This is a genomic window from Clostridium sp. 16K-1-R1, from assembly GCF_023921145.1.
GTDB classification, from domain to species: Bacteria; Bacillota; Clostridia; order Clostridiales; family Clostridiaceae; genus Sarcina; species Sarcina perfringens.
Window position 1 is genome coordinate 1491375 of the sequence record NZ_CP046515.1, and the last position, 20093, is coordinate 1511467.

Sequence of the window (20093 nt, forward strand, 5' to 3'; positions counted from 1 at the left end):
AGAGAAATTTGATTTATGATGATTTAAGCTTAATTTAGGAAAGTTCAGATTTGCTTTTATAGATTGTAAGGGATGCTTAGCAATATTAAAAAAATACATATTAAAATCATTAAATAAAATCAAATAGGAATCCTTCATATAACTTAAGAATTTATAAAGGTGAAAGTGGAGGAAGAATATGAGAAACTTTAAAAAAGTAATTTCTTTAGTAATGATAACCATGATGGCATTACTTATGTTTACTGGATGTGGAAGTAAAACAGTAACAATGAAAGATATGGAAGGAACTGAATTTACAGTACCTAAAAAGATTGAAAGAATAATATCAACAGCTCCATCTAATACAGAGATATTAGTAGGTTTAGGACTAGGTGATAAAATAGTTGGTGTTGATAAATATTCGGCAGATGTAAAAGGATTAAATCCTGATATTCCTAAAATAGACTTTAGAAATCCAGATGCAGAGACTATAGTAGCTCTTAAGCCAGATGTGATAATAGCTTCAGGGCATAATAGAACAGGAAAAGAAGATCCATTTAAGGCTTTAAAGGATGCAGGAATACCTGTAGTTTATATTCCAACTAGTGATAGTATAGATGGAATATATGAAGATATCAATTTCTTAGCTAAGTTAACTGGAACAGAAGCTGAAGGAAAGAAAATGGTTGATTCAATGAAAAGTGAAGTAGATAAAATAAAAGCTATAGGTGAAACTATAAAAGATAAGAAAACTGTTTACTTTGAAATTGGATCAGGTTCAAAACTTTATAGCTTTGGAAGTGATACTTTCTTAAATAACTTATTAACTATAATTGGAGCAGAAAACATATTTGGTAATGAAAAGGGTTGGATTTCTCCAAGTGAAGAAGCTGTTATAAAAGCAAACCCAGATGTAATTTTAACAAATGAAAGTTATATTGAAAATGCTACAGATTTAATTGCTAAACGTCCAGGTTGGAATACAATAACTGCTGTTAAGGATAATAAAATATTCTTAGTAGACAATAATGCATCATCACGTGGAAGTCAATACGTGGTAAATGTATTAAAACAAATGGCAAAGGATATTTATCCAGAACAATATGCAGGAATCTAAAAAAAGAAAACTACTAATATTACTAGCTATTCCATTAGTAATATTAGTACTCTGTATTGGAACTTCCATAGGAAGTTCCAATATTAATATATGGGATACTATTTCTATAGTTGGGAATAAAATTTTTAATATTCCTCTTAGAACTGGTATAAAACCAGAGGACGTAGCAATTATTTGGGTAATTAGATTACCAAGGGTATTATTAGCTTTTGGAGTTGGAGCTTCTCTTGCAGTTAGTGGAGCCATAATTCAATCTATATTAAAGAATCCATTAGCATCACCATATACTCTAGGAGTTTCATCAGGAGCTTCCCTAGGAGTTGGAATATACATAGTTCTTGGAATTTCAATTCCTGTAATAGGAAATTTAGCTATGCCTATTATAGGATTTTTATGTGGAGTTTTAACTGTTTTTGCTGTTATTATCTTTTCTAATAAAGTTGATAGAGGGCTTTCAAATAATACAGTAATATTAGCTGGTATGGTGTTATCACTTTTTACTAGTGCAATGTTAACAACTGTAACATCTATATGCAGTGAAGATTTAAAGGCTATTACAATGTGGCAAATGGGATCATTTGCTATGAAGAGTTGGTCATATGTTTTGGCTGGAATTCCATTTTTAATAATTGGAATTTTTATGGCTGTAAGATATACAAGGGAAATGGACATCTTAAGCTTTGGAGAAGATGGAGCAAAGGCAATAGGAGTTGAAACTAAAAAGGTGAAAAAGACACTACTTGTTTCAGTGGCAATTTTAACTGGAAGTGCCGTAGCTTTAAGTGGTGTTATAGGATTTATTGATCTTATTACTCCTCATATAGTTAGAAAAATATTTGGAGCTAGTCATAAGATAGTAATTCCAATGTGTATTATACTTGGAGGAACTTTAATGGTATTAACAGATTTAGTTTCAAGGACATTAATTGCCCCATCAGAATTACCAGTTGGAGCAATTACGGCATTAATTGGAGCACCATTTTTTGCATATCTATACTTTGGAAAAAGAAGTAGGTGATATTTTGCTAGAAGTTAAAAATTTATGTTGTGGATATGATGGTAATGAGGTTATACATAATTTATCTTTTAACATAAACAGAGGAGAAAACATATCTATAATAGGACCAAATGGGTGTGGTAAATCTACAGTCTTAAAAGCCTTAGCTAATTTAATAGAATACAAAGGTGAAATAAAGCTAGATGGGGTAGAAATTAGAAATATAAAAAGAAAAGATTTAGCTAAAAAAGTTGCATTGATGAGTCAAAATTCTGAAGTGTATTTTTCTTATACTGTTTTTGAAACAGTTTCACTAGGCAGATATGCTCATATGGATGGTATTTTTTCAAGCCTTACAAAGAAAGATAGGGATATAGTCTTAAAGTGTATTGAAAGCGTAGGATTATTAAATGAAAAGGATAGGTTAATAAATGAATTATCAGGAGGACAACTTCAGAGAGTTTATTTAGCAAGAGCCTTTGCTCAAGATCCTGAAATATTACTTTTAGATGAACCAACAAATCATTTAGACTTAAAATGTCAAATTGAAATTTTAGATTATATAAATAAATGGACAAAGGAAAATAACAAAACTGTTATAGGAGTTTTACATGATTTAAATTTAGTTCAGATGTTTAGTGAAGATGCAATTTTAATAAAAGAAGGTAAAATTTATAGTAGTGGAAAAGCAAGAGAATTATTAAATAGTTCTAAAATTACAGATGTATATAAAATAGACATAAGAAAATTCATGCTAGAAGCATTAGAAAGATGGAAGTAGGTGGACAATATGAAAAAAAAGTTTGTTGTATCATATAGTTGTGGAAAGGATAGTACATTATCATTATATAGAATGATAAAGGCTGGACATACTCCAGTAGCTTTATTAGTTACTGTTGATAAAAAAGTTTTAAGAAGTTGGTTCCATGGTATACCAGATAAATTATTAAAAGACGTATCAAAATCTCTAGATATACCTCTAGTTTTAGTTGCAAGTAACGGAAAAGAAAACTATGGTGAAACATTTGTTGAAGCTTTAAAGAAGATTAAAGAGGAAATGGGTGCAGAAGCTTGTGTATTTGGAGATATTGATTTAATGGCTCATAGAACTTGGTGTGAAGATAAATGTGAAAAAGCAGGACTTGAAGCTATTTTCCCACTTTGGGAAGAAGATAGAGAGGCTCTAACTTACGAGTTTATAGATAGTGGCTTCAAAACTGTAATTAAAAATGTAAAATTAAGCATTTTAGGGGAAGAATTCTTAGGTGAAGTTTTAACTAAGGATGTAGTTGAAAGATTAAAAGCAGCTGGTTCAGATGCTTGTGGAGAAAATGGAGAATATCATACATTTGTTTTTGATGGACCTTTATTTAAAGAAAGAATAAACTTTGAAACTGGAGATAATATATTAACAGAAACTCATGGATTCTTAGATATTAAGTAGGTGTGTTTTATGAAGTATAAAAGTATAATGCTTCTTGGTACAGCATCTTCCGTAGGAAAAAGTACTGTTGCAGCAGCCTTTTGTAGATATTTTAAGAAAAAAGGATATAGGGTTGCTCCTTATAAAGCTTTGAATATATCATTAAATTCCTTTGTAACAAAGGAGGGGGATGAAATAGGACGAGCTCAAGTGGTACAAGCTGAAGCCTGTGAAATTGATCCTAAGGAATATATGAATCCTATATTGATGAAACCTAGTGCAGGATTTAAAACTCAGGTAATAGTTAGAGGTAAGGTTCATTGCACTATGGATGCTTATAAATATAAGGAATTAAATAAATATCTTAAGGAAAAAGCAAAAGAAGCTTATGATGACATTTCAAATGATTATGATTTAATAGTTTTAGAAGGATCAGGAAGCTGTGCTGAAATAAACTTAAGAGAAACTGATATAGCAAATATGCATACTGCTAAAATAGCAGACGCTGATGTTATTTTAGTTGCTGATATAAACAGAGGAGGAGTTTTTGCTTCTATTGTTGGTACTATAATGCTTTTAACTGAAGAAGAGAGAAAAAGGGTTAAAGGGGTTATAATAAATAAATTTAGGGGAAAAAGAGAGTTTTTTGAACCTGCAATGAGACAAATAGAAGAAATAATAAAAATCCCTGTTTTAGGAGTTATGCCTTACTTTGATTTAGATATAGAAGAGGAAGATAGTGCTTCTATTAAATTAAGAAAAGGTAATGGTAAAGGGATAGATATAGCAATAGTTAGATTACCTCATATGTCAAACTTTACTGATTTTAATTCCTTAGGAAGAATAAAAGATGTAGGTATAAGGTATGCTGAGAATCCTAAGGATTTAGAAAATGCAAATATGATAATAATTCCAGGAAGTAAAAATACCATAGATGATTTAATTTATTTAAAAGAAAGTGGTTTTAAAGAGGCGCTAATTAATGAAAGTTCTAATGGAAAATTAATATTTGGTATATGTGGAGGTTATCAAATATTAGGAGAAAAAATAATTGATTCTCTTGGTGTTGAAGGTGACATAAGAGAAGAAGAAGGCTTAGGACTTTTAAATATAGTAACATCATTTAATAAAGAAAAAACTACTAAACAGGTTGTGGCCTTTGATTTAGAAGGAAATGAAGTAAGTGGATATGAAATTCATAATGGGGAAAGTGTTCCTACAGCTAAAGAGAATATATGGATAAAAGAGAAAAATGGTAATGTTCTTGGAATGAATAACAAAGAACAAAATGTTTTTGGTACTTATATTCATGGAATCTTTGATGAGGGAGACTTTGGAGAAAAGCTTATAAATAAGTTAAAGAAAGAATTAAACATAGAAGAAAGTAATGAAGTTAATTATAAAGATTATAAAATGAGTCAATATGATAAGCTTTGTGAACTTTTAGAAGAGAATATAGACATGGCATATGTTGAGAATCTAATTAGATCTTAATTTTAAACAGTGTATTAATTTTTATTATTTAATACACTGTTTTTATTTTAAAGTAGTATTTATTTTATATAGAACATTAGATAAAAATGCATGACTAAGTATCCATGAATTTTTAATTTTGTATTAATTTGATTTTCAGTGAATATAATTAAATATTGAAATATGAGTTAATAATTGAATAAACCAATAATGAATTTATTAATCTTTATTATTCTTTAAGTAGATATTTATTTTCCTTTTGGAATTAAATAATATAGAAATTTAGGGGGAAAAATATGAAAAGAAAGATGATTATTAAAAAATTAAGTGTTTTAACTTTAGGTACTATTTTTACATCTAATATTCTTTTACCTTCAACATTAATTTATGCTTTTCCAACAGAAGGGATAAATCATAATATCGAAAAAGAGGAGAAAAAAGAAATAAAGGAAAGTAATTATTCTCAAATTGGAGGAGTAGAAAATTTTACTCAAAATGAAAACGATGTATTATTGGATTTAAGTACAGGAGAAAAGATTAGAATATCATTCTTGAAAGAGGATGTTTTAAGAATTTATATGGATCCTACAGGAGAATTTCAAGAGGAGCCAACTCCAAATAGTAAGGACCATATTACTAAAATAATTAATAAGACTGAGGAAGAATATGAAAATCCTACTCCAATAGTGGAAGATGGAGAAATAATAAAAATATCTACAAGTGCTGTTCAGTTAAGAATAGAAAAATCAACTGGAAAAATGGAGCTTTTTAATAAATTAAATAATAAAACTGTATGGAAGGAAGCTGAACCTTTAAAGCATAGAGTAGACGGTACTATTCAGACTCTTGAGTCAAATGAAGATGAATATTTCTATGGTGGAGGAATGCAAAATGGTAGGTTCTCTCATAAGGGTAAAAAGATAAATATTAAGAATGAAAATAATTGGGTAGATGGTGGTGTTGCAAGTCCAAATCCATTTTATTTTTCAACTAATGGGTATGGAGTTATGAGACATACATTTAAACCTGGTGAGTATGATTTTGAAGTTTCTGCATCAGGTAAAGTTACAACAAAACATGAAGAGAATCGTTTTGATGCTTATTATTTTATTGATGAAAAACCAACAAATATAATAGATAAGTTCACAGAACTAACAGGAGAACCAGTTTTGTTACCTGAGTATGGATTTTATTTAGGACATGCAAACTGTTATTCTCGTGACTGGATAAATGATGAAACAGGACAAGAGTCTCAAACACAAAAGCCTGGTTTTGATAGACAAGAGAGTTTAATGGTTGATGCTAAAAAAGTAGTTGATGACCATGTTTCTAATGATACACCACTTGGATGGTTTTTACCTAATGATGGTTATGGTTGTGGATATGGACGCGAAGAAAGTATAGATGGAAACATAGCTAATTTAAAAGAATTTGTTGATTATGCAAGAGGCTTTGGAATTCAAACAGGACTTTGGACACAGAGTTCTTTAAAACCTACAGGAAATCAAGAGGCTTATCTTGAGCGTGATATAGATAAGGAAGTTGGGGTTGCTGGCACAAATGGAGTTAAAACAGATGTGGCATGGGTTGGAGCAGGATATTCATTTGCACTTAACTCAGTTAGACAAGCTGCTGAAGGAATAATAAATAATTCAAAAGATAAGGCAAGGCCATTTATAGTAAGTTTAGATGGATGGGCTGGAACTCAGCGTTATGCAAGTATTTGGTCAGGAGATCAATATGGTGGAGAATGGGAATATATAAGATTTCATATACCAACATATATAGGGGCTGGTCTTTCAGGTCAACCTAATGTAGGATCTGATATGGATGGCATATTTGGAGGAAGTAAATTAGTACAAACTAGAGATTTTCAATGGAAGACATTTACTCCAGTACAAATAGATATGGATGGATGGGGAGCAAATGCTAAATATCCATATGTATTTGGAGAGCCTTATACTTCAATAAATAGAATGTATTTAAAATTAAAAGCAGAAATGATGCCATATAATTATAGTATAGCTAATGAAGCTACTAATAATGGAGTTCCTATGATAAGAGCTATGATGCTTGAATATCCAGAAGAATATACTTATGGAACTGATACACAGTATCAATATATGTGGGGACCTAATATGTTAGTTGCTCCTATATATCAAAATACAGATGGTGATTCAGAAGGTAATGATATAAGAAATAATATTTATCTTCCAGATGAAGAGCAAATTTGGATTGATTATTTTACTGGAAAGCAATATAGGGGTGGTGGAGTATTAAATAATTTTGAAGCTCCTTTATGGAAATTGCCTATCTTTGTTAAGAATGGAGCAATAATTCCAATGACTAGTGAAAATAATAATCCAGAAGAAAGAGATGATTCCCATCGTATTTATGAAGTATATCCAAGTGGAGATACAAGTTTTGAGGTTTATGAGGATGATGGTTTAACAACTGATTATAAGGAAGGAAAATCAGCTAAAACTATGGTAACTTCTAGTGCTCCAAAGACTGGAAAAGGAACTGCTGTTATTAATGTAGGATTATTAGAAGGAGACTATAATGGAATAGTTTTAGATAGATCAACAGAGTTTATAGTTAATGTAAGTGAAAAACCAAGCAATTTAGGTGTTACTTTAGGTGGTAATGATGTTCAGCTAACAGAAGCGCAAAGTTTAGAAGAATTTGAAAAGGGAAGCAATATGTATTTCTATGATGAAACTCCAAATCTTAATAAATATGCTACTGAAGGTTCAGAATTTGCAAAGGTTGAAATTACTTCAACACCTAAGCTTCGTGTAAAAGTTGATAAAACAAATGTAAAAGAAAATGAAGTTAAATTAACCATTGATGGATTTAATAATACTCAAGATATTGATAAAAATGAAGTGAATGAAAGTTTGGGAGTTCCAGGTAATTTTAGGGCATCAGAAGAAGATATAACTCCTGAATCTATAAAATTAACTTGGGATGAAGTTGAAGGTGCTACAACTTATGATGTTGAAATTGATGGAACTATATTTAAAAATATCAAAAATACTGAGTATTTAGATACAGGATTGAATTATGATACTGAATATAGTTATCGTGTAAGAAGTGTAAATAAGGATGGACATTCTAATTGGAGTGAATTGATAAAGGTAAAAACTGATTTAGATCCATACAGAAATGTGCCTAAGGATATGAAAACAGAGTGGAAATGGGGACAATATAGCAGTGATGAACCAAGTAAGGCTGTTGATGGAGACGATTCATCACAATTCCACTCACAAGATAGTGCTATAGATAAACCATTTATAATTGATATGCAAAAGGCATATACAATAGAGAAATTAGAATTATTATTTAGAAAAAATGGTAATGGTTCTGTTAAGAGAGCAGAAATATATAGTAGCTTAGATGGAGTAACTTATGAAAAAGTATTTAGTAATGCTGAAGGTTCAGATATAGCACCATGGGCTACTGATGGAGAAGTTAAAACTATAAACTTTAATAAGCCAATAAAGGTTCGTTACTTTAAGATTGTAACTAAGGAATCTATAGGAAACTTCTTGGCTATGAGAGAGTTTAGACCTTATAAGGTTGATGGAACTAATGGACAGATTGTAGGAGATTGGAATAATAGTGGTTCAATAGAAGAGGGAGATTTAGTATTCCTAGAAAACTATGCTGGATTAACTACTGCTGACTCTGATTGGGGCTATGTATCAATGGCAGATTTAAATAACAATGGTTTGATTGATGCTTACGATATATCTTATGTTTCTAGTAAATTGGAAGGTGGAGTAAAACCTTCAGAAGGATTAGAACTTCAAGGAGATATGATGCTTGTACCAAGTAAATCTGAAATTAAATCTGGTGAAACATTTACTATTGATTTAGTAGGAACAGGTCTTTCAGATATTAATGCATTTAGTGCAGAAATTCCTTTAGATTCTACTAAGTATGAGTATATTAAGACTGAAGGAACTGTTTCCACTTCTGGAATGAAAAATCTTTCAAAGGCAAGGGTTCATACAGATAATACTCAACATGTTTATGTGAACTTTACTAATATAGGAGATAATGTAAAAGTAAATGGAACAGATACAATTGCTAGAATAACATTAAAAGCTAAACAAAATATTACCTGGGATATGGAGATTAGCAATGCTTTATTAGTAGATAGCAAGTTAAATTCTAAGTCAGCTATTGCTAAAATTATTGATTTAGAAAGTGAATTACCATCTGGAAGACCAAATAGTAGTAAGGTTTCAAAAGAAAACATTACTGTAAGTGGTGACTCAAGTCAATTACAATCAGGAATGGGATTAGATAAATTAATAGATGGAACAACAAGTAGTGATGATAGTTCGCGTATGGATTTAAAATGGATATTTACTTCTGATCAACAAGATAAGGGAACTCTTCCTTTTGAAATGACCTTTGAATTTAATGAACCAAAAACTTTAGAAAATTTTACTATATACAATAGAATGAATTCAAATGGAACCATAAATATTGCAGCCATGAAAAAGGTTAAGGCTGTTGGATATTTAAATGGAGAAGAATTTGATTTAGGAGAAAAAGCTAATATTACATCGGCTACAACTGTTTATGAATTAGGTGGAAAAGAATTTGATAAGATTGTAATTACTGCTTTAGATTCTCATAAAGATAAGAATACTTTAGCTATAAATGAAATTGAATTTTATGAGAAGAGTGAAGTGGAAACAACAGGAATAAGTTTCGCAGAAAATACTCCAGAATCAGTATATTTAAATAGAATTACTCCTATTTTTGCAGAAGTTACACCTGATAATGCAAATAACTTAAACTATAGATTAGCCTCAGAAAACCCTGATATTTTGCAAATTTTACGTGTAGATAGAGAGGATAAAGCAACTTATTATTTACGTGGATTAAATCCTGGAGTAGCAAAATTAGTTGCAACTACTGCTGAGGGAAATCATAAAGTTGAAAAAGAAATAGTTGTTTTAGATGGAATTGATAAAACTTTATTAACTAAAGCCATAGAAGAAGCTAAATCCTATGAATCTTTAAGTGAGATATATACTATTGAATCTTATGAAGCTTTACTTGAAGCTATTAAACATGCTGAAGATGTATTAGAAAATAGTTCAAGTGAAAAAGAAATTGGAGATGCAATAATAAATTTAAGAAGCAAAATTTCAAAGTTAGAAGAACGTGAAACTGTAGAGGAGGATAAGATAGATTCTAGCAAGTTAGAAGCTATTTATGCAACTAGTGAAGCAGATAGAGATTATAAAGAGAATGCTGTAGATGGAGATGAAAATACCATTTGGCATTCAGCTTATCAAGCTGCAGATAAACTACCAGTATCTATAACAATTAAGTTAGATAAAGCTTATGATCTTAATCAAATAGACTATTTACCAAGACAAAACAGTAGAAATGGTCATGTTACTGAGTATAAGATTGAAACAAGTTTAGATAATGAAAATTGGACTGAGGTAAGAACAGGGAACCTAGAAGTTAATGAAGCTGGTAATGCTTTGGCTAATAGAGGATATAATCCTATAAGATTTAATACTATTAATGCTCAATATTTAAGATTTACAGCCCTTAAAACTTTAGGAGATACAAATAATAAGTATGCAAGTGCAGCTGAATTAGTATTCTACGGAAAAGAGGGGAAAGTAAGTGCTGAATCTATTACATTAGAAAAGACAGAGTTAAAATTAAATGTTAATGAATCAGAGCAACTAAAAGCTGTATTAAATCCTATAGAAAGTAATGATACTATTACTTGGACTTCAAGTGATGAGAGCATTGCTAAAGTAGATGAAAATGGAGTAGTTACTGGAATAGGCAAAGGAGAAGCCTTAATCACTGCTACAATACCTAATGGAAAATCTGCTACTTCCAAGGTTATAGTAGAAGATAGCGTTTCTGAGGAAATAATAGTTAGTCCAGTAAGAGACTTTAAAGCTTCTCAGGTTAATAAAAAAGATGTAACTGTAACATGGACTACTCCAGAATCAACTACTGGATTAGAAGGATATATACTCTATAGAGATGGAAAGAAAGTAGCTAAGTTAGAAGCGGATGAAACTTCATATATGTTTAATAAATTAAACAGACATACAATTTATAATTTTAAGATTGCAGCTAAGTATTCAAATGGAAAAATTTCAGAAAAGTCATCAATAACTATTAGAACAGCAAGGTAGATATTATCAAGTAATAATTATTCAAGGAGGATAAGTATAATTTTATTACTCCTTGAATATAATGATATACATTTTAGGGAGAGGGTTAAATTATGAGAAAAATAACAAAGATAGTATTTATATTTATACTATTACTCAATTTAGTTGGTTGTATAGAAGGAAATTATCTTAGAGATACTTCTAAAGGGAGTATAGTAGAGATTAAATTAGATAATGCTATTACAATTGCTGAAAAAGAAGAATCTATTATACTTTTTACTCAGTCAACTTGTAAAGATTGTATAAATTTAAAGAAGATATTAATTCCTTATTTAGAAAATCACAAAGTAAGTATTCATGAAGTTGTTTTGGATAATGAAGGAACATCTAAAGAGGAAATTCAAAATAATAGAAAGAAAATAAATAAGGTTTTTCCAGAATTTGATTCTACCCCTTCAATGTATTATGTGAAAAATGGAAAAATAATTGATGAAATTTTTGAAGTAAAAAGTGAAGAAGAGTTAGATCAATGGGTTATAAAAAATAAGCTTGATGCTAAATAAATTATGGTGAAATTATTAATTAGGTTTATAAGAGATAAAATCTTTTATAAACCTTTTTATTAGTCATATTTTAAATTTTTATATATATTTAGACTTAAATAGCTTTTATATCTAGAAATAAACATTTATTTTAAATATAATATTTTCATTAAATTAATATTAAAGTTTATTTGTTAGCTATATATTTTTTATATAATATCTTTAAGCTTTTTTTTAGAGGTGATGATTTTGGGGAATTATATACTAGACACTAATGTTATTATAAAACTTTGGAATAAAGAAGAATTTAATGATATTTTACAGGAAAATGAAATTATAATTATAGATGAAATACTTAAGGAACTAGCAAAAAAAGAAAGAATGTTATTTAATGGTGAATTAATAATGTCAGAGCGTTTTATGAAGTTAATTCCTTATAGAATTGAATTAGATAATATAATGGCAGAAAATTTTATTAAAGAGATAAATTTTGATCATATAAAAGGTGAATTTTATTATTATAATGGAAAAAAGATAAGCAAAAATGACTTGTTACTTATAGTAGCTTTGAAAGAAAAATGTGAATTTTCTTTGGTTACAGAGGATTTTAATTTAAGTTATATTGCTAAAGAGTTATTAGGAGAAAATAGAGTTCTAAATATAAAAGATATTCTAATGTAAATTATAAGCTCATATTTGATATATATTTAAATCTTATGTATTATATTATATAGCAAGTTAAGTTTAATATTACTTTAACTTTAATCTATGATGGATATTTATAATGGGTCAATTTTTAAGGAGAAAATTTACTTAAAGACACTAATAAAAATCAGAGATAAGAGTTTATTTTAGAAAAATGTTAAGTTTAACTTTAATAATAGATTGTAAGGTGAGTTTTAATGGATGATTTAATAAAAGCAATTGATAAGATTACAGAAGAGGAAATCATAAAACTAGTAATTAGTAATAAATTAAATAAGGATACTGAATATAAAAAAATAGTATTTCAGCTTAAAGAAAAAAATAAAAAGGATTTTTATCAAATAGAGAAATATACTGAAAAACAAGTTTTTCATGAAAATATAGAAAAAAAAGAACTTAAAGAGAAGGTAGAAGAATTATTTATTTCTAAATACAAGCAATTAAATGCTTTTTCTAAGGAAAGTTCTTTCGATCTTAAGGTTTCTAAAAAGGGAAAGGTATTTTTAGGAATTAAGAAAAATAATGAGGTTTTAAAAGTTTTAAAGAAGGAACATAATAGAAAGAAAAACTACATATTAGAAGAGGGAATGATTATAGAGCCTCTTATAGACTTAGGAGTTTTTACTAAAGAAGGAAAGGTTATAAACTCTAAATATGATAAATACAAGCAAATAAATAGATTTATAGAAATAATAGATGATGAAATAAAAAAGATAGATCAAAAAGAGCTTACAATATTAGATTTTGGATGTGGTAAATCATATTTAACATTTATATTATATTATTATTTTGTTGAAATCAAAAAGATAAAAGTTAATATGATAGGATTAGATTTAAAGGCTGATGTTATAAAAAAATGTAATGAAATAGCTAAAAAATATAATTATGAAAATTTACATTTTGAGCTTGGAGATATAAATGGATTTAAATATAATAATAAAGTAGATATGGTAATAACATTACATGCTTGTGATACAGCAACAGATTATGCTTTATATAATGCAATAAAGTGGAATAGTAAAATGATATTCTCAGTTCCATGTTGTCAACATGAATTTAATAGTCAAATAGAAAGTGAAAAGTTTTCTATACTTACTAACTATGGAATAATTAAAGAAAGAATATCAGCACTTATGACTGATTCAGTTAGAGCTAATCTTTTAGAGTGTGCAGGATATAAAACTCAGCTTTTAGAATTTATAGATATAGCACATTCACCTAAAAATATATTAATAAGAGCAACTAAAGGAAATGTTTCTAAGGCTAAGAAAGAAAAGTCTTTAAATGAGGTTAATAATCTTATGGATGAGTTTAATTTAAGCCCAACATTATATAAGCTTTTAAAAGATGATAACTTAATATAATTAATAAAACCTTTAATTTAAGTAAGTTTTTTATTTAATTAATATTTTAAGAAAATTATAAAATTCGTAATAGCTTTAAAGTTAATAAGTTTTTAAAACAGAGAGGAGAGTTTTTAAATTACTTTCCTCTCTATTTTTGGTTTACTATTAATTAATATTTGATTTTATTAAAAAATATAAAAAAATACTTGTAATTATAAAAATATTATGTATAATTATTTGTGGAATAACGAACTATTTAATTTAAAGATAATATATAGTTCGAATAAACACTTTTAGGAGGGGCAAATTGAATATATTAAAAAAGACAACAAGTGTATTATTAGCTATATTAATTACAAGTTTTAGCTTAATTGCATGTGAAAGCAAGAAAAATGTAGAAGCATCTAAGGAAGAAAATACTATAGGAATCATAGGTGCTATGAATGAAGAACTAGAAGTACTTCTTAAGGATATGAAAAATCAAAAGGAAGTAAAAAGAAATGATTTAACTTTTTATGATGGAGACTTATGGGGGCAACATGTTGTAGCTGTTGTATCAGGAGTAGGAAAAGTTAATGCAGCTTCATGTACTCAAATATTAGCAAGTGAATTTAATGTTAAATCTTTAATAAATATAGGGGTTGCTGGAGGAGTATCTAAAGATATATATCCAGGAGATATAGTTATAGGTGATACATATGTACAACACGATGTAGATGCATCTGTTTTTGGAGATAAAATCGGACAAATACCTAGAATGGATGTTTATGATTTTAAAGCTGATGAGAAATTATTAAACTTAGCAAAAGAGGCTGCAAAAAATGTTCCAGAGGTTAAAACTTATGTAGGAAGAATAGTATCTGGAGACCAATTTATTGCAGATAGTAATAAAGTTAAAGTATTAGATAAAGAGTTTAATGCTAAGGCAGTTGAAATGGAAAGTGCAGCTATAGCTCAAGTTGCATATCTTAATAAAATTCCATTTGTAATAATACGTTCAATATCAGATAATGCTAATAATGGGGCTCACATGGATTATAAAGAATTTATACCTGTGGGAGTTAAAAATTCAACATCAATACTAAAATCAATGTTTGAAAATATGTAATAAAAAATCCAACTTAAATTTAAGTTGGATTTTTTATTATTGAAATTAAAACTTTGGATTTATTTCATCTCTTTGAATTCTTTTTATCTCTTTTAATCTTAAGTTAGTAACCTCTTTTATTTTATCGAAGGATTCACCATCAATAATCATTTGTTTAGCTATGTCATGGGCTGATTTATTATTATTCATTTTAAATACCTCCTAAAAAGAAATTCAATATATATTGTTCCTATAATTTTAGAAGATATTCTTTGAGAACATAGCTAAAAAAGTTAATATGTTACAATATATAAGGTCTTGTATTAAAACCTTATAATAAGACTTAATTTATAAAAGACTTTAATATTAATTAGTCTTCATATAAATATTTTCTTGTCATAGGAAGAGTGTTGTTTATTCCTTTTGAGAATAGAATTTGATGTATGTCAATATCCCAATAGTGGAATGCAGCTGCACAAGTAGCAAGATATAAATGCCACATTCTTAAGAATTCATCATCAAACATATCTCTTTCTTCATCTAAATGATTCATGAAGTTTTTACACCATTCTTCTAATGTTTTCATATAATGAAGTCTTAAACTTTCTACATCTAATGTACGGAAGTTAATATCTGCTGCAATATTAAGCTCTTCTCTTAATGTTGGAAGGTATCCACCTGGGAATATGTATGTTGTGATCCATTTGTTTCCTTCTGTCTCTACAAGGTTAGTTATGTTATGTAATAGGAATAATCCACTTTCTTTTAATACAGAATCAACATTTTTGAAGAATAAAGGTAAGTTAGCGTGACCAACATGTTCTGCCATACCAACACTAACAATTCTATCAAACTCTAAGTTGGATTTTTCTAAGTTTCTATAATCCATTAATTGAACATCAACTAAATCTTCAAGTCCTTCTTGTTTTATTCTTTCTTTAGCTTTCTTAAATTGTTCTTCACTAAGAGTTATACCTAAAGCTTTTACCTTATAAAGTTTAGCAGCTTCTATTATTAAGTAACCCCAACCACAACCTATATCTAATAAATGTTGACCTTCTTTTAAATTAAGTTTCTTTAATATGTGATGTATTTTATTCATCTGGGCATCATAAAGTGTATCTGTTGGATTTTTAAAATATCCACATGAATAACTCATTGTTTTATCTAACCATAAACTATAAAAATCATTACCTATATCATAGTGATGTGCTATATCTTTTTTTGATTTTATTAAAGATGGAGCTTTTATTTTAGAAGCAAGTCTAAATACTGTATTTTTGTTCATAAAGCTATCTTTGTTACGAATAATACTTTCAAAGAATTTTTGAAGATCTCCTTCTATATCAATATCACCTTTCATGTAGGCTTCACCTAAAGCTACACTAGGATCTGATAAAAGTTCTTTTTTACTTGGGAAATTTTTTATAATAAGCTTGAATTCAGGTTCTCCTTCACCATACTTAATTATTTCACCATCCCAATATTCTAAGTCAAAAGGTCTATCTGAAAGATGTTCAGCTATTGATTTGACTATATTTTTGTTAATTTCCATAAAAAAAATCACCTCATTTAATATTTATATTTTTATGATACTCCATATTTGTTAAAAAATCTTTCGAAAAATGCACTTTAATTCCTTAAATTTACTGAATCTAATAAATTAATCAAAAAATACTTAAAAATACTCATAAAAATATTTAATAAAAAAGAGAAAATAATAAAATAAATATATTTTATGGAAAAAATAATAATAAATTCAATAAAATTAGTAAATTGGTGTGAATTTAATAATTTTTAATAGTTATTTACTAAATAATATAAATTTGATATTATTTTTAATGGTACTAAAATTAATAGAAAATTAATAAAACTAAGGAGGAAAAGATGAGTTTATTAAAAAAATTAACTTTAGGTTTAATGGCAGTATCTACAACTGTAACTTTTATGGCCTGTTCTGGAAATAAAAGTAATGAAACAAATACTTCTATTAAATCTTTAAGCACAAAAGAAGTACAAGAAAATTTAAAAGATAATTCTTGGATAGCTGTTGATACACGTTTAAGTGATTCATATAATGGGTGGATATTATATGATGAAGCTAGGGGAGGACACATTCCAAATGCAGAGGACTTTTCTGCAAACTGGATAAAGGTTGATGCTAAGGATAAAGAAAATAAATTAGATGAAGCCTTAAAAACTAAAGGGATAACTACAGATAAGAACATAATATTATATGATGCTAATGGAGAAGATTCAAAGGTAGTTGCTGACTATCTTTCAAAAAAAGGATATAAAAATCTTTATTCATATGATATTAAAGAGTGGGCTAGTGATAAAGATCTTCCTTTAGAGAAATATGAAGACTATAGTTTAATAGTTCCTGCTAAAATATTAAAGGAAGTTATTGATGGAAATAAACCAGAAACTTTTGAAAATGCTAAAAACATAAAAGTACTTGAGGCAAGCTGGGGAGATGAAAATCAAACATATGGAAAGGGACACGTTCCTACAAGTGTACATATAAATACAGACACTATAGAACCACCTCCAACTTGGATGCTTGCAGATGATAAGACATTAACTCAATTTGCTTCAGACTATGGAATTAATAAAGATGATACAATAATACTTACAGGTGCTGAGCAAATGGCAGCTTATCGTTTAGCTAGTGTTTTAAAATACATGGGTGTTAAAGATGTAAGAGTATTAAATGGAGGCGATGGAGCTTGGACTAGTGCTGGATATGAATTAGAAACTAAGGTTAATCCTAAAACTCCAGGAGTAGATTTTGGTGCTACTATACCAGCAGATCCTGAAGTAATTACTACTATACCAGATCTTAAAGAAGACCTTAAAAAATCTGACTTTACTTTAGTTGATAACCGTACTTGGGATGAATATATAGGTAAAATATCAGGATATAGCTATCATGATAAAAAAGGCCGTATAGAAGGTGCTGTTTTTGGATACGCAGGAGTAAATGGTCCAACATCTTTAGAGTATTATAGAAATGTAGATAATACAATGAGAAATGGATATGAAATAGAAAAAATGTGGGAAGATCAAGGAATAAACTTAAAAAATCATCTTGCATTTATGTGTGGTAGTGGATGGCGTGCAGCTGAGGTTTACACTTATGCTAATGTAATGGGACTAAAAAATACATCTATATACAGTGATGGATGGATTGGTTGGAGTAATGGTGGAAATCCATCAATTACTGGAGAGCCTACAAAATAGTTCATGGATAAAATAAAAAAAATACTATATCCAATAATAGTAATAATTCAAACCATATTATGGATTGGGGTAATTGCTATTCAATATTTAACTAATAAAAAAGCTGGTGTAATGCACCATGTTTATTTTAGGAAATATCAATATTCAAATAGCATAAGTATTGAAAATTTAAATATTTTATCAATTATAGCTTTAATTATATCTTTAGTATTTTTTATATGGTTTATTTATTCTATAAAAGCTAAAAAGAGTGGTTTTTATAAAATTCAAACTATAATAACAAGCATTATGGCTATTATATTAATTCTTGTTATAAAGCTAACATTTTTTCAAAATCTTTTAGCTTATTATTATTTTATAATCATAGGAATTATAGTTTTAGTAATTCAGATTTTATGGAATGTAATTATAGCTATAAAATATAAATAACAAAAAACAAATCATCTTAGTATTTAATTAAGGTGGTTTGTTTTTATTTTGTCTAGATTTTAATAATTATTAATTTTAAATAGGAATTTAAATAAATAATTATTAGCTTTAAATTTTAGAAATTTATTTTATAAAAGAACATATAATTATTTACTTATTTTATGAAGTTTAAAACAATTATTAATAATACTCATTTAATATCGTATATAATATACTCGTAAATGAATATTAAATTAAAAAAGAATAAATAAAAAAATATATAAAATAATAAATAAGAAAGAAAAATTTAAAGGAGGAAATAAAAATGAATGATAATCAAGTAGTATCTTTTAGAGATGAAAATGGAAAAAAGATTGAATATCTGGTTTTAGAACAAAAATTAATTTGTGGTGCAGAATATGTAGCAATGGCACCTAAAAATGATAAGACTCATGTGGAACTATTTAAGATTAATTTTGATAAAGATTGGAATGAAACTTTAGATTCTGTAGAATCTGAAAAGGAAATAAATATGTTTAAGCAAGTGTCTAATTTGAAATTTTAATAATTTATATTTAATTTAAAATAAGTACATATAAATTAGAATTTGTCACTATAAAACATATCTATATAAATATTATAATTGTTTTAGGCTCTGTTTTAAGTAAACCCTAACTTTTAAAACAGAGCTTATTTTAAAAAGATTTAGATAAAGGGGGATAGGTTTAATTAATTTATTAATTAAGCTAATAATTATGAGAAATTTAAAGGTTATGACATTTAATTTAAAATATGATTTTAAAGCACAAGACAATAATGAATGGAGTCAAAGATGTTTAAGAATTACAAAGCTAATAAAAGACCATTTGCCAGATATAATAGGTACTCAAGAGGGACTTATTCATATGTTAGATGATATGGATGATTTATTAGATGAGTATTCATGGGTTGGAGAAGATCGAGAAGGAAATGGAAAAGATGAATTTAATGCAATTTTCTTTTTAAAAAATAAGTTTGAAGTACTAGAGTGGAATCAGTTTTGGTTATCTAAAACTCCTAATATTAAGGGAAGTAAAGATTTTAATAGTAGTCTTCCTAGAATATGTACTAAGCTTAAGTTAAAGGATAAAATAAGCGGATTAAAGATAGATATATATAACACTCATTTAGATCATGAAAGTGAGCTTGCAAGGGAAGAGGGCATAAAAATAATATTAAAAGAAGTGAAGAAAAATTATAAAATTTATAAAACTCCATATATAATAATGGGTGATTTCAATTGTTATTTAGAGGATAATCTTTTTAATATAATCAGGGAAGAAGAAACAAACAATACATGCTTTAATGTATGTTATGATAATATAAAAAATAACATACTTGGAACTTTTCATTATTTTAAAGGGGGATATGATGGGAGAATAATAGATTATATACTATACTCAAAGGAATATGAAATAAAAAGTTTAAATATTGATGATAGAAAAATAAATAGGGGATATCCTTCGGATCATTATCCAGTAATATGTGAATTAGAATTAAAATAGCAGTATATTGGTAGTATGTTGTCTTATTAATTTAATAAGGTATAATATAAATGGAT

Annotated in this window: 16 protein-coding genes; 14 read left to right on the forward strand and 2 right to left on the reverse strand. The window is 27.8% G+C overall.

Annotated features, from left to right (window positions below; genetic code table 11):
* Window positions 1–178: 178 nt before the first annotated feature.
* The 10 genes from GOM42_RS06515 (at window position 179) to GOM42_RS06565 (ending at window position 14863) form a co-directional block, all read left to right on the forward strand.
* Window positions 179–1096, forward strand: a complete 918-nt coding sequence (locus tag GOM42_RS06515) for an ABC transporter substrate-binding protein (protein ID WP_003464144.1) — start codon at window positions 179–181, stop codon at window positions 1094–1096.
* A complete protein-coding gene (locus tag GOM42_RS06520; RefSeq protein WP_003458539.1) occupies window positions 1083–2114 on the forward strand; it encodes an iron ABC transporter permease in 1032 nt (343 codons plus the stop codon). The genes GOM42_RS06515 and GOM42_RS06520 overlap by 14 nt, the downstream gene beginning before the upstream one ends.
* Window positions 2115–2118: 4 nt before the next feature.
* Entirely contained in the window at window positions 2119–2874 is a 756-nt protein-coding gene (locus GOM42_RS06525; protein WP_003472318.1) for an ABC transporter ATP-binding protein, read from the forward strand.
* A 9-nt stretch (window positions 2875–2883) separates the two neighbouring features.
* Complete coding sequence (locus tag GOM42_RS06530) at window positions 2884–3537, forward strand: diphthine--ammonia ligase (protein WP_003458530.1); 654 nt, start codon at window positions 2884–2886, stop codon at window positions 3535–3537.
* Between the two features lie 9 nt (window positions 3538–3546).
* Complete coding sequence (locus GOM42_RS06535; RefSeq protein WP_011010197.1) at window positions 3547–5010, forward strand: cobyric acid synthase; 1464 nt, start codon at window positions 3547–3549, stop codon at window positions 5008–5010.
* A 275-nt stretch (window positions 5011–5285) separates the two neighbouring features.
* Complete coding sequence (locus GOM42_RS06540) at window positions 5286–11183, forward strand: discoidin domain-containing protein (RefSeq protein ID WP_110077434.1); 5898 nt, start codon at window positions 5286–5288, stop codon at window positions 11181–11183.
* Between the two features lie 92 nt (window positions 11184–11275).
* Window positions 11276–11725, forward strand: coding sequence for a glutaredoxin domain-containing protein (locus GOM42_RS06550; RefSeq protein WP_011590659.1), 450 nt, complete (start codon window positions 11276–11278; stop codon window positions 11723–11725).
* A gap of 228 nt (window positions 11726–11953) precedes the next feature.
* Complete coding sequence (locus GOM42_RS06555) at window positions 11954–12385, forward strand: hypothetical protein (protein ID WP_057231393.1); 432 nt, start codon at window positions 11954–11956, stop codon at window positions 12383–12385.
* A 221-nt stretch (window positions 12386–12606) separates the two neighbouring features.
* Entirely contained in the window at window positions 12607–13773 is a 1167-nt protein-coding gene (locus GOM42_RS06560; RefSeq protein WP_110034728.1) for an SAM-dependent methyltransferase, read from the forward strand.
* A gap of 289 nt (window positions 13774–14062) precedes the next feature.
* Window positions 14063–14863, forward strand: a complete 801-nt coding sequence (locus tag GOM42_RS06565; protein WP_110034729.1) for a 5'-methylthioadenosine/adenosylhomocysteine nucleosidase — start codon at window positions 14063–14065, stop codon at window positions 14861–14863.
* 45 nt (window positions 14864–14908) lie between these two features.
* Here the strand turns inward: GOM42_RS06565 and GOM42_RS06570 are convergent, their stop codons facing one another.
* Together GOM42_RS06570 and GOM42_RS06575 are read right to left on the reverse strand one after the other, a co-directional pair.
* Entirely contained in the window at window positions 14909–15052 is a 144-nt protein-coding gene (locus GOM42_RS06570; protein WP_003458600.1) for a hypothetical protein, read from the reverse strand.
* 160 nt (window positions 15053–15212) lie between these two features.
* Window positions 15213–16397 (reverse strand): cyclopropane-fatty-acyl-phospholipid synthase family protein, encoded by a 1185-nt coding sequence (locus GOM42_RS06575; RefSeq protein ID WP_003448915.1) that lies wholly within the window; start codon window positions 16395–16397, stop codon window positions 15213–15215.
* Between the two features lie 332 nt (window positions 16398–16729).
* Here GOM42_RS06575 and GOM42_RS06580 point away from each other — a divergent pair, with 332 nt between their 5' ends.
* The 4 genes from GOM42_RS06580 to GOM42_RS06595 all read left to right on the forward strand — a co-directional run bounded on the left by GOM42_RS06580 (window position 16730) and on the right by GOM42_RS06595 (window position 20037).
* Entirely contained in the window at window positions 16730–18085 is a 1356-nt protein-coding gene (locus GOM42_RS06580) for a rhodanese-like domain-containing protein (RefSeq protein WP_110034730.1), read from the forward strand.
* Window positions 18086–18088: 3 nt separating this feature from the next.
* Entirely contained in the window at window positions 18089–18514 is a 426-nt protein-coding gene (locus tag GOM42_RS06585; RefSeq protein ID WP_025647771.1) for a hypothetical protein, read from the forward strand.
* Between the two features lie 304 nt (window positions 18515–18818).
* Entirely contained in the window at window positions 18819–19058 is a 240-nt protein-coding gene (locus GOM42_RS06590) for a DUF1292 domain-containing protein (protein WP_003448834.1), read from the forward strand.
* A 190-nt stretch (window positions 19059–19248) separates the two neighbouring features.
* The gene (locus GOM42_RS06595; RefSeq protein WP_003466891.1) at window positions 19249–20037 is read left to right on the forward strand and encodes an endonuclease/exonuclease/phosphatase family protein; all 789 of its coding nucleotides are present in this window, start codon (window positions 19249–19251) and stop codon (window positions 20035–20037) included.
* The last annotated feature ends 56 nt before the right edge of the window (window positions 20038–20093 follow it).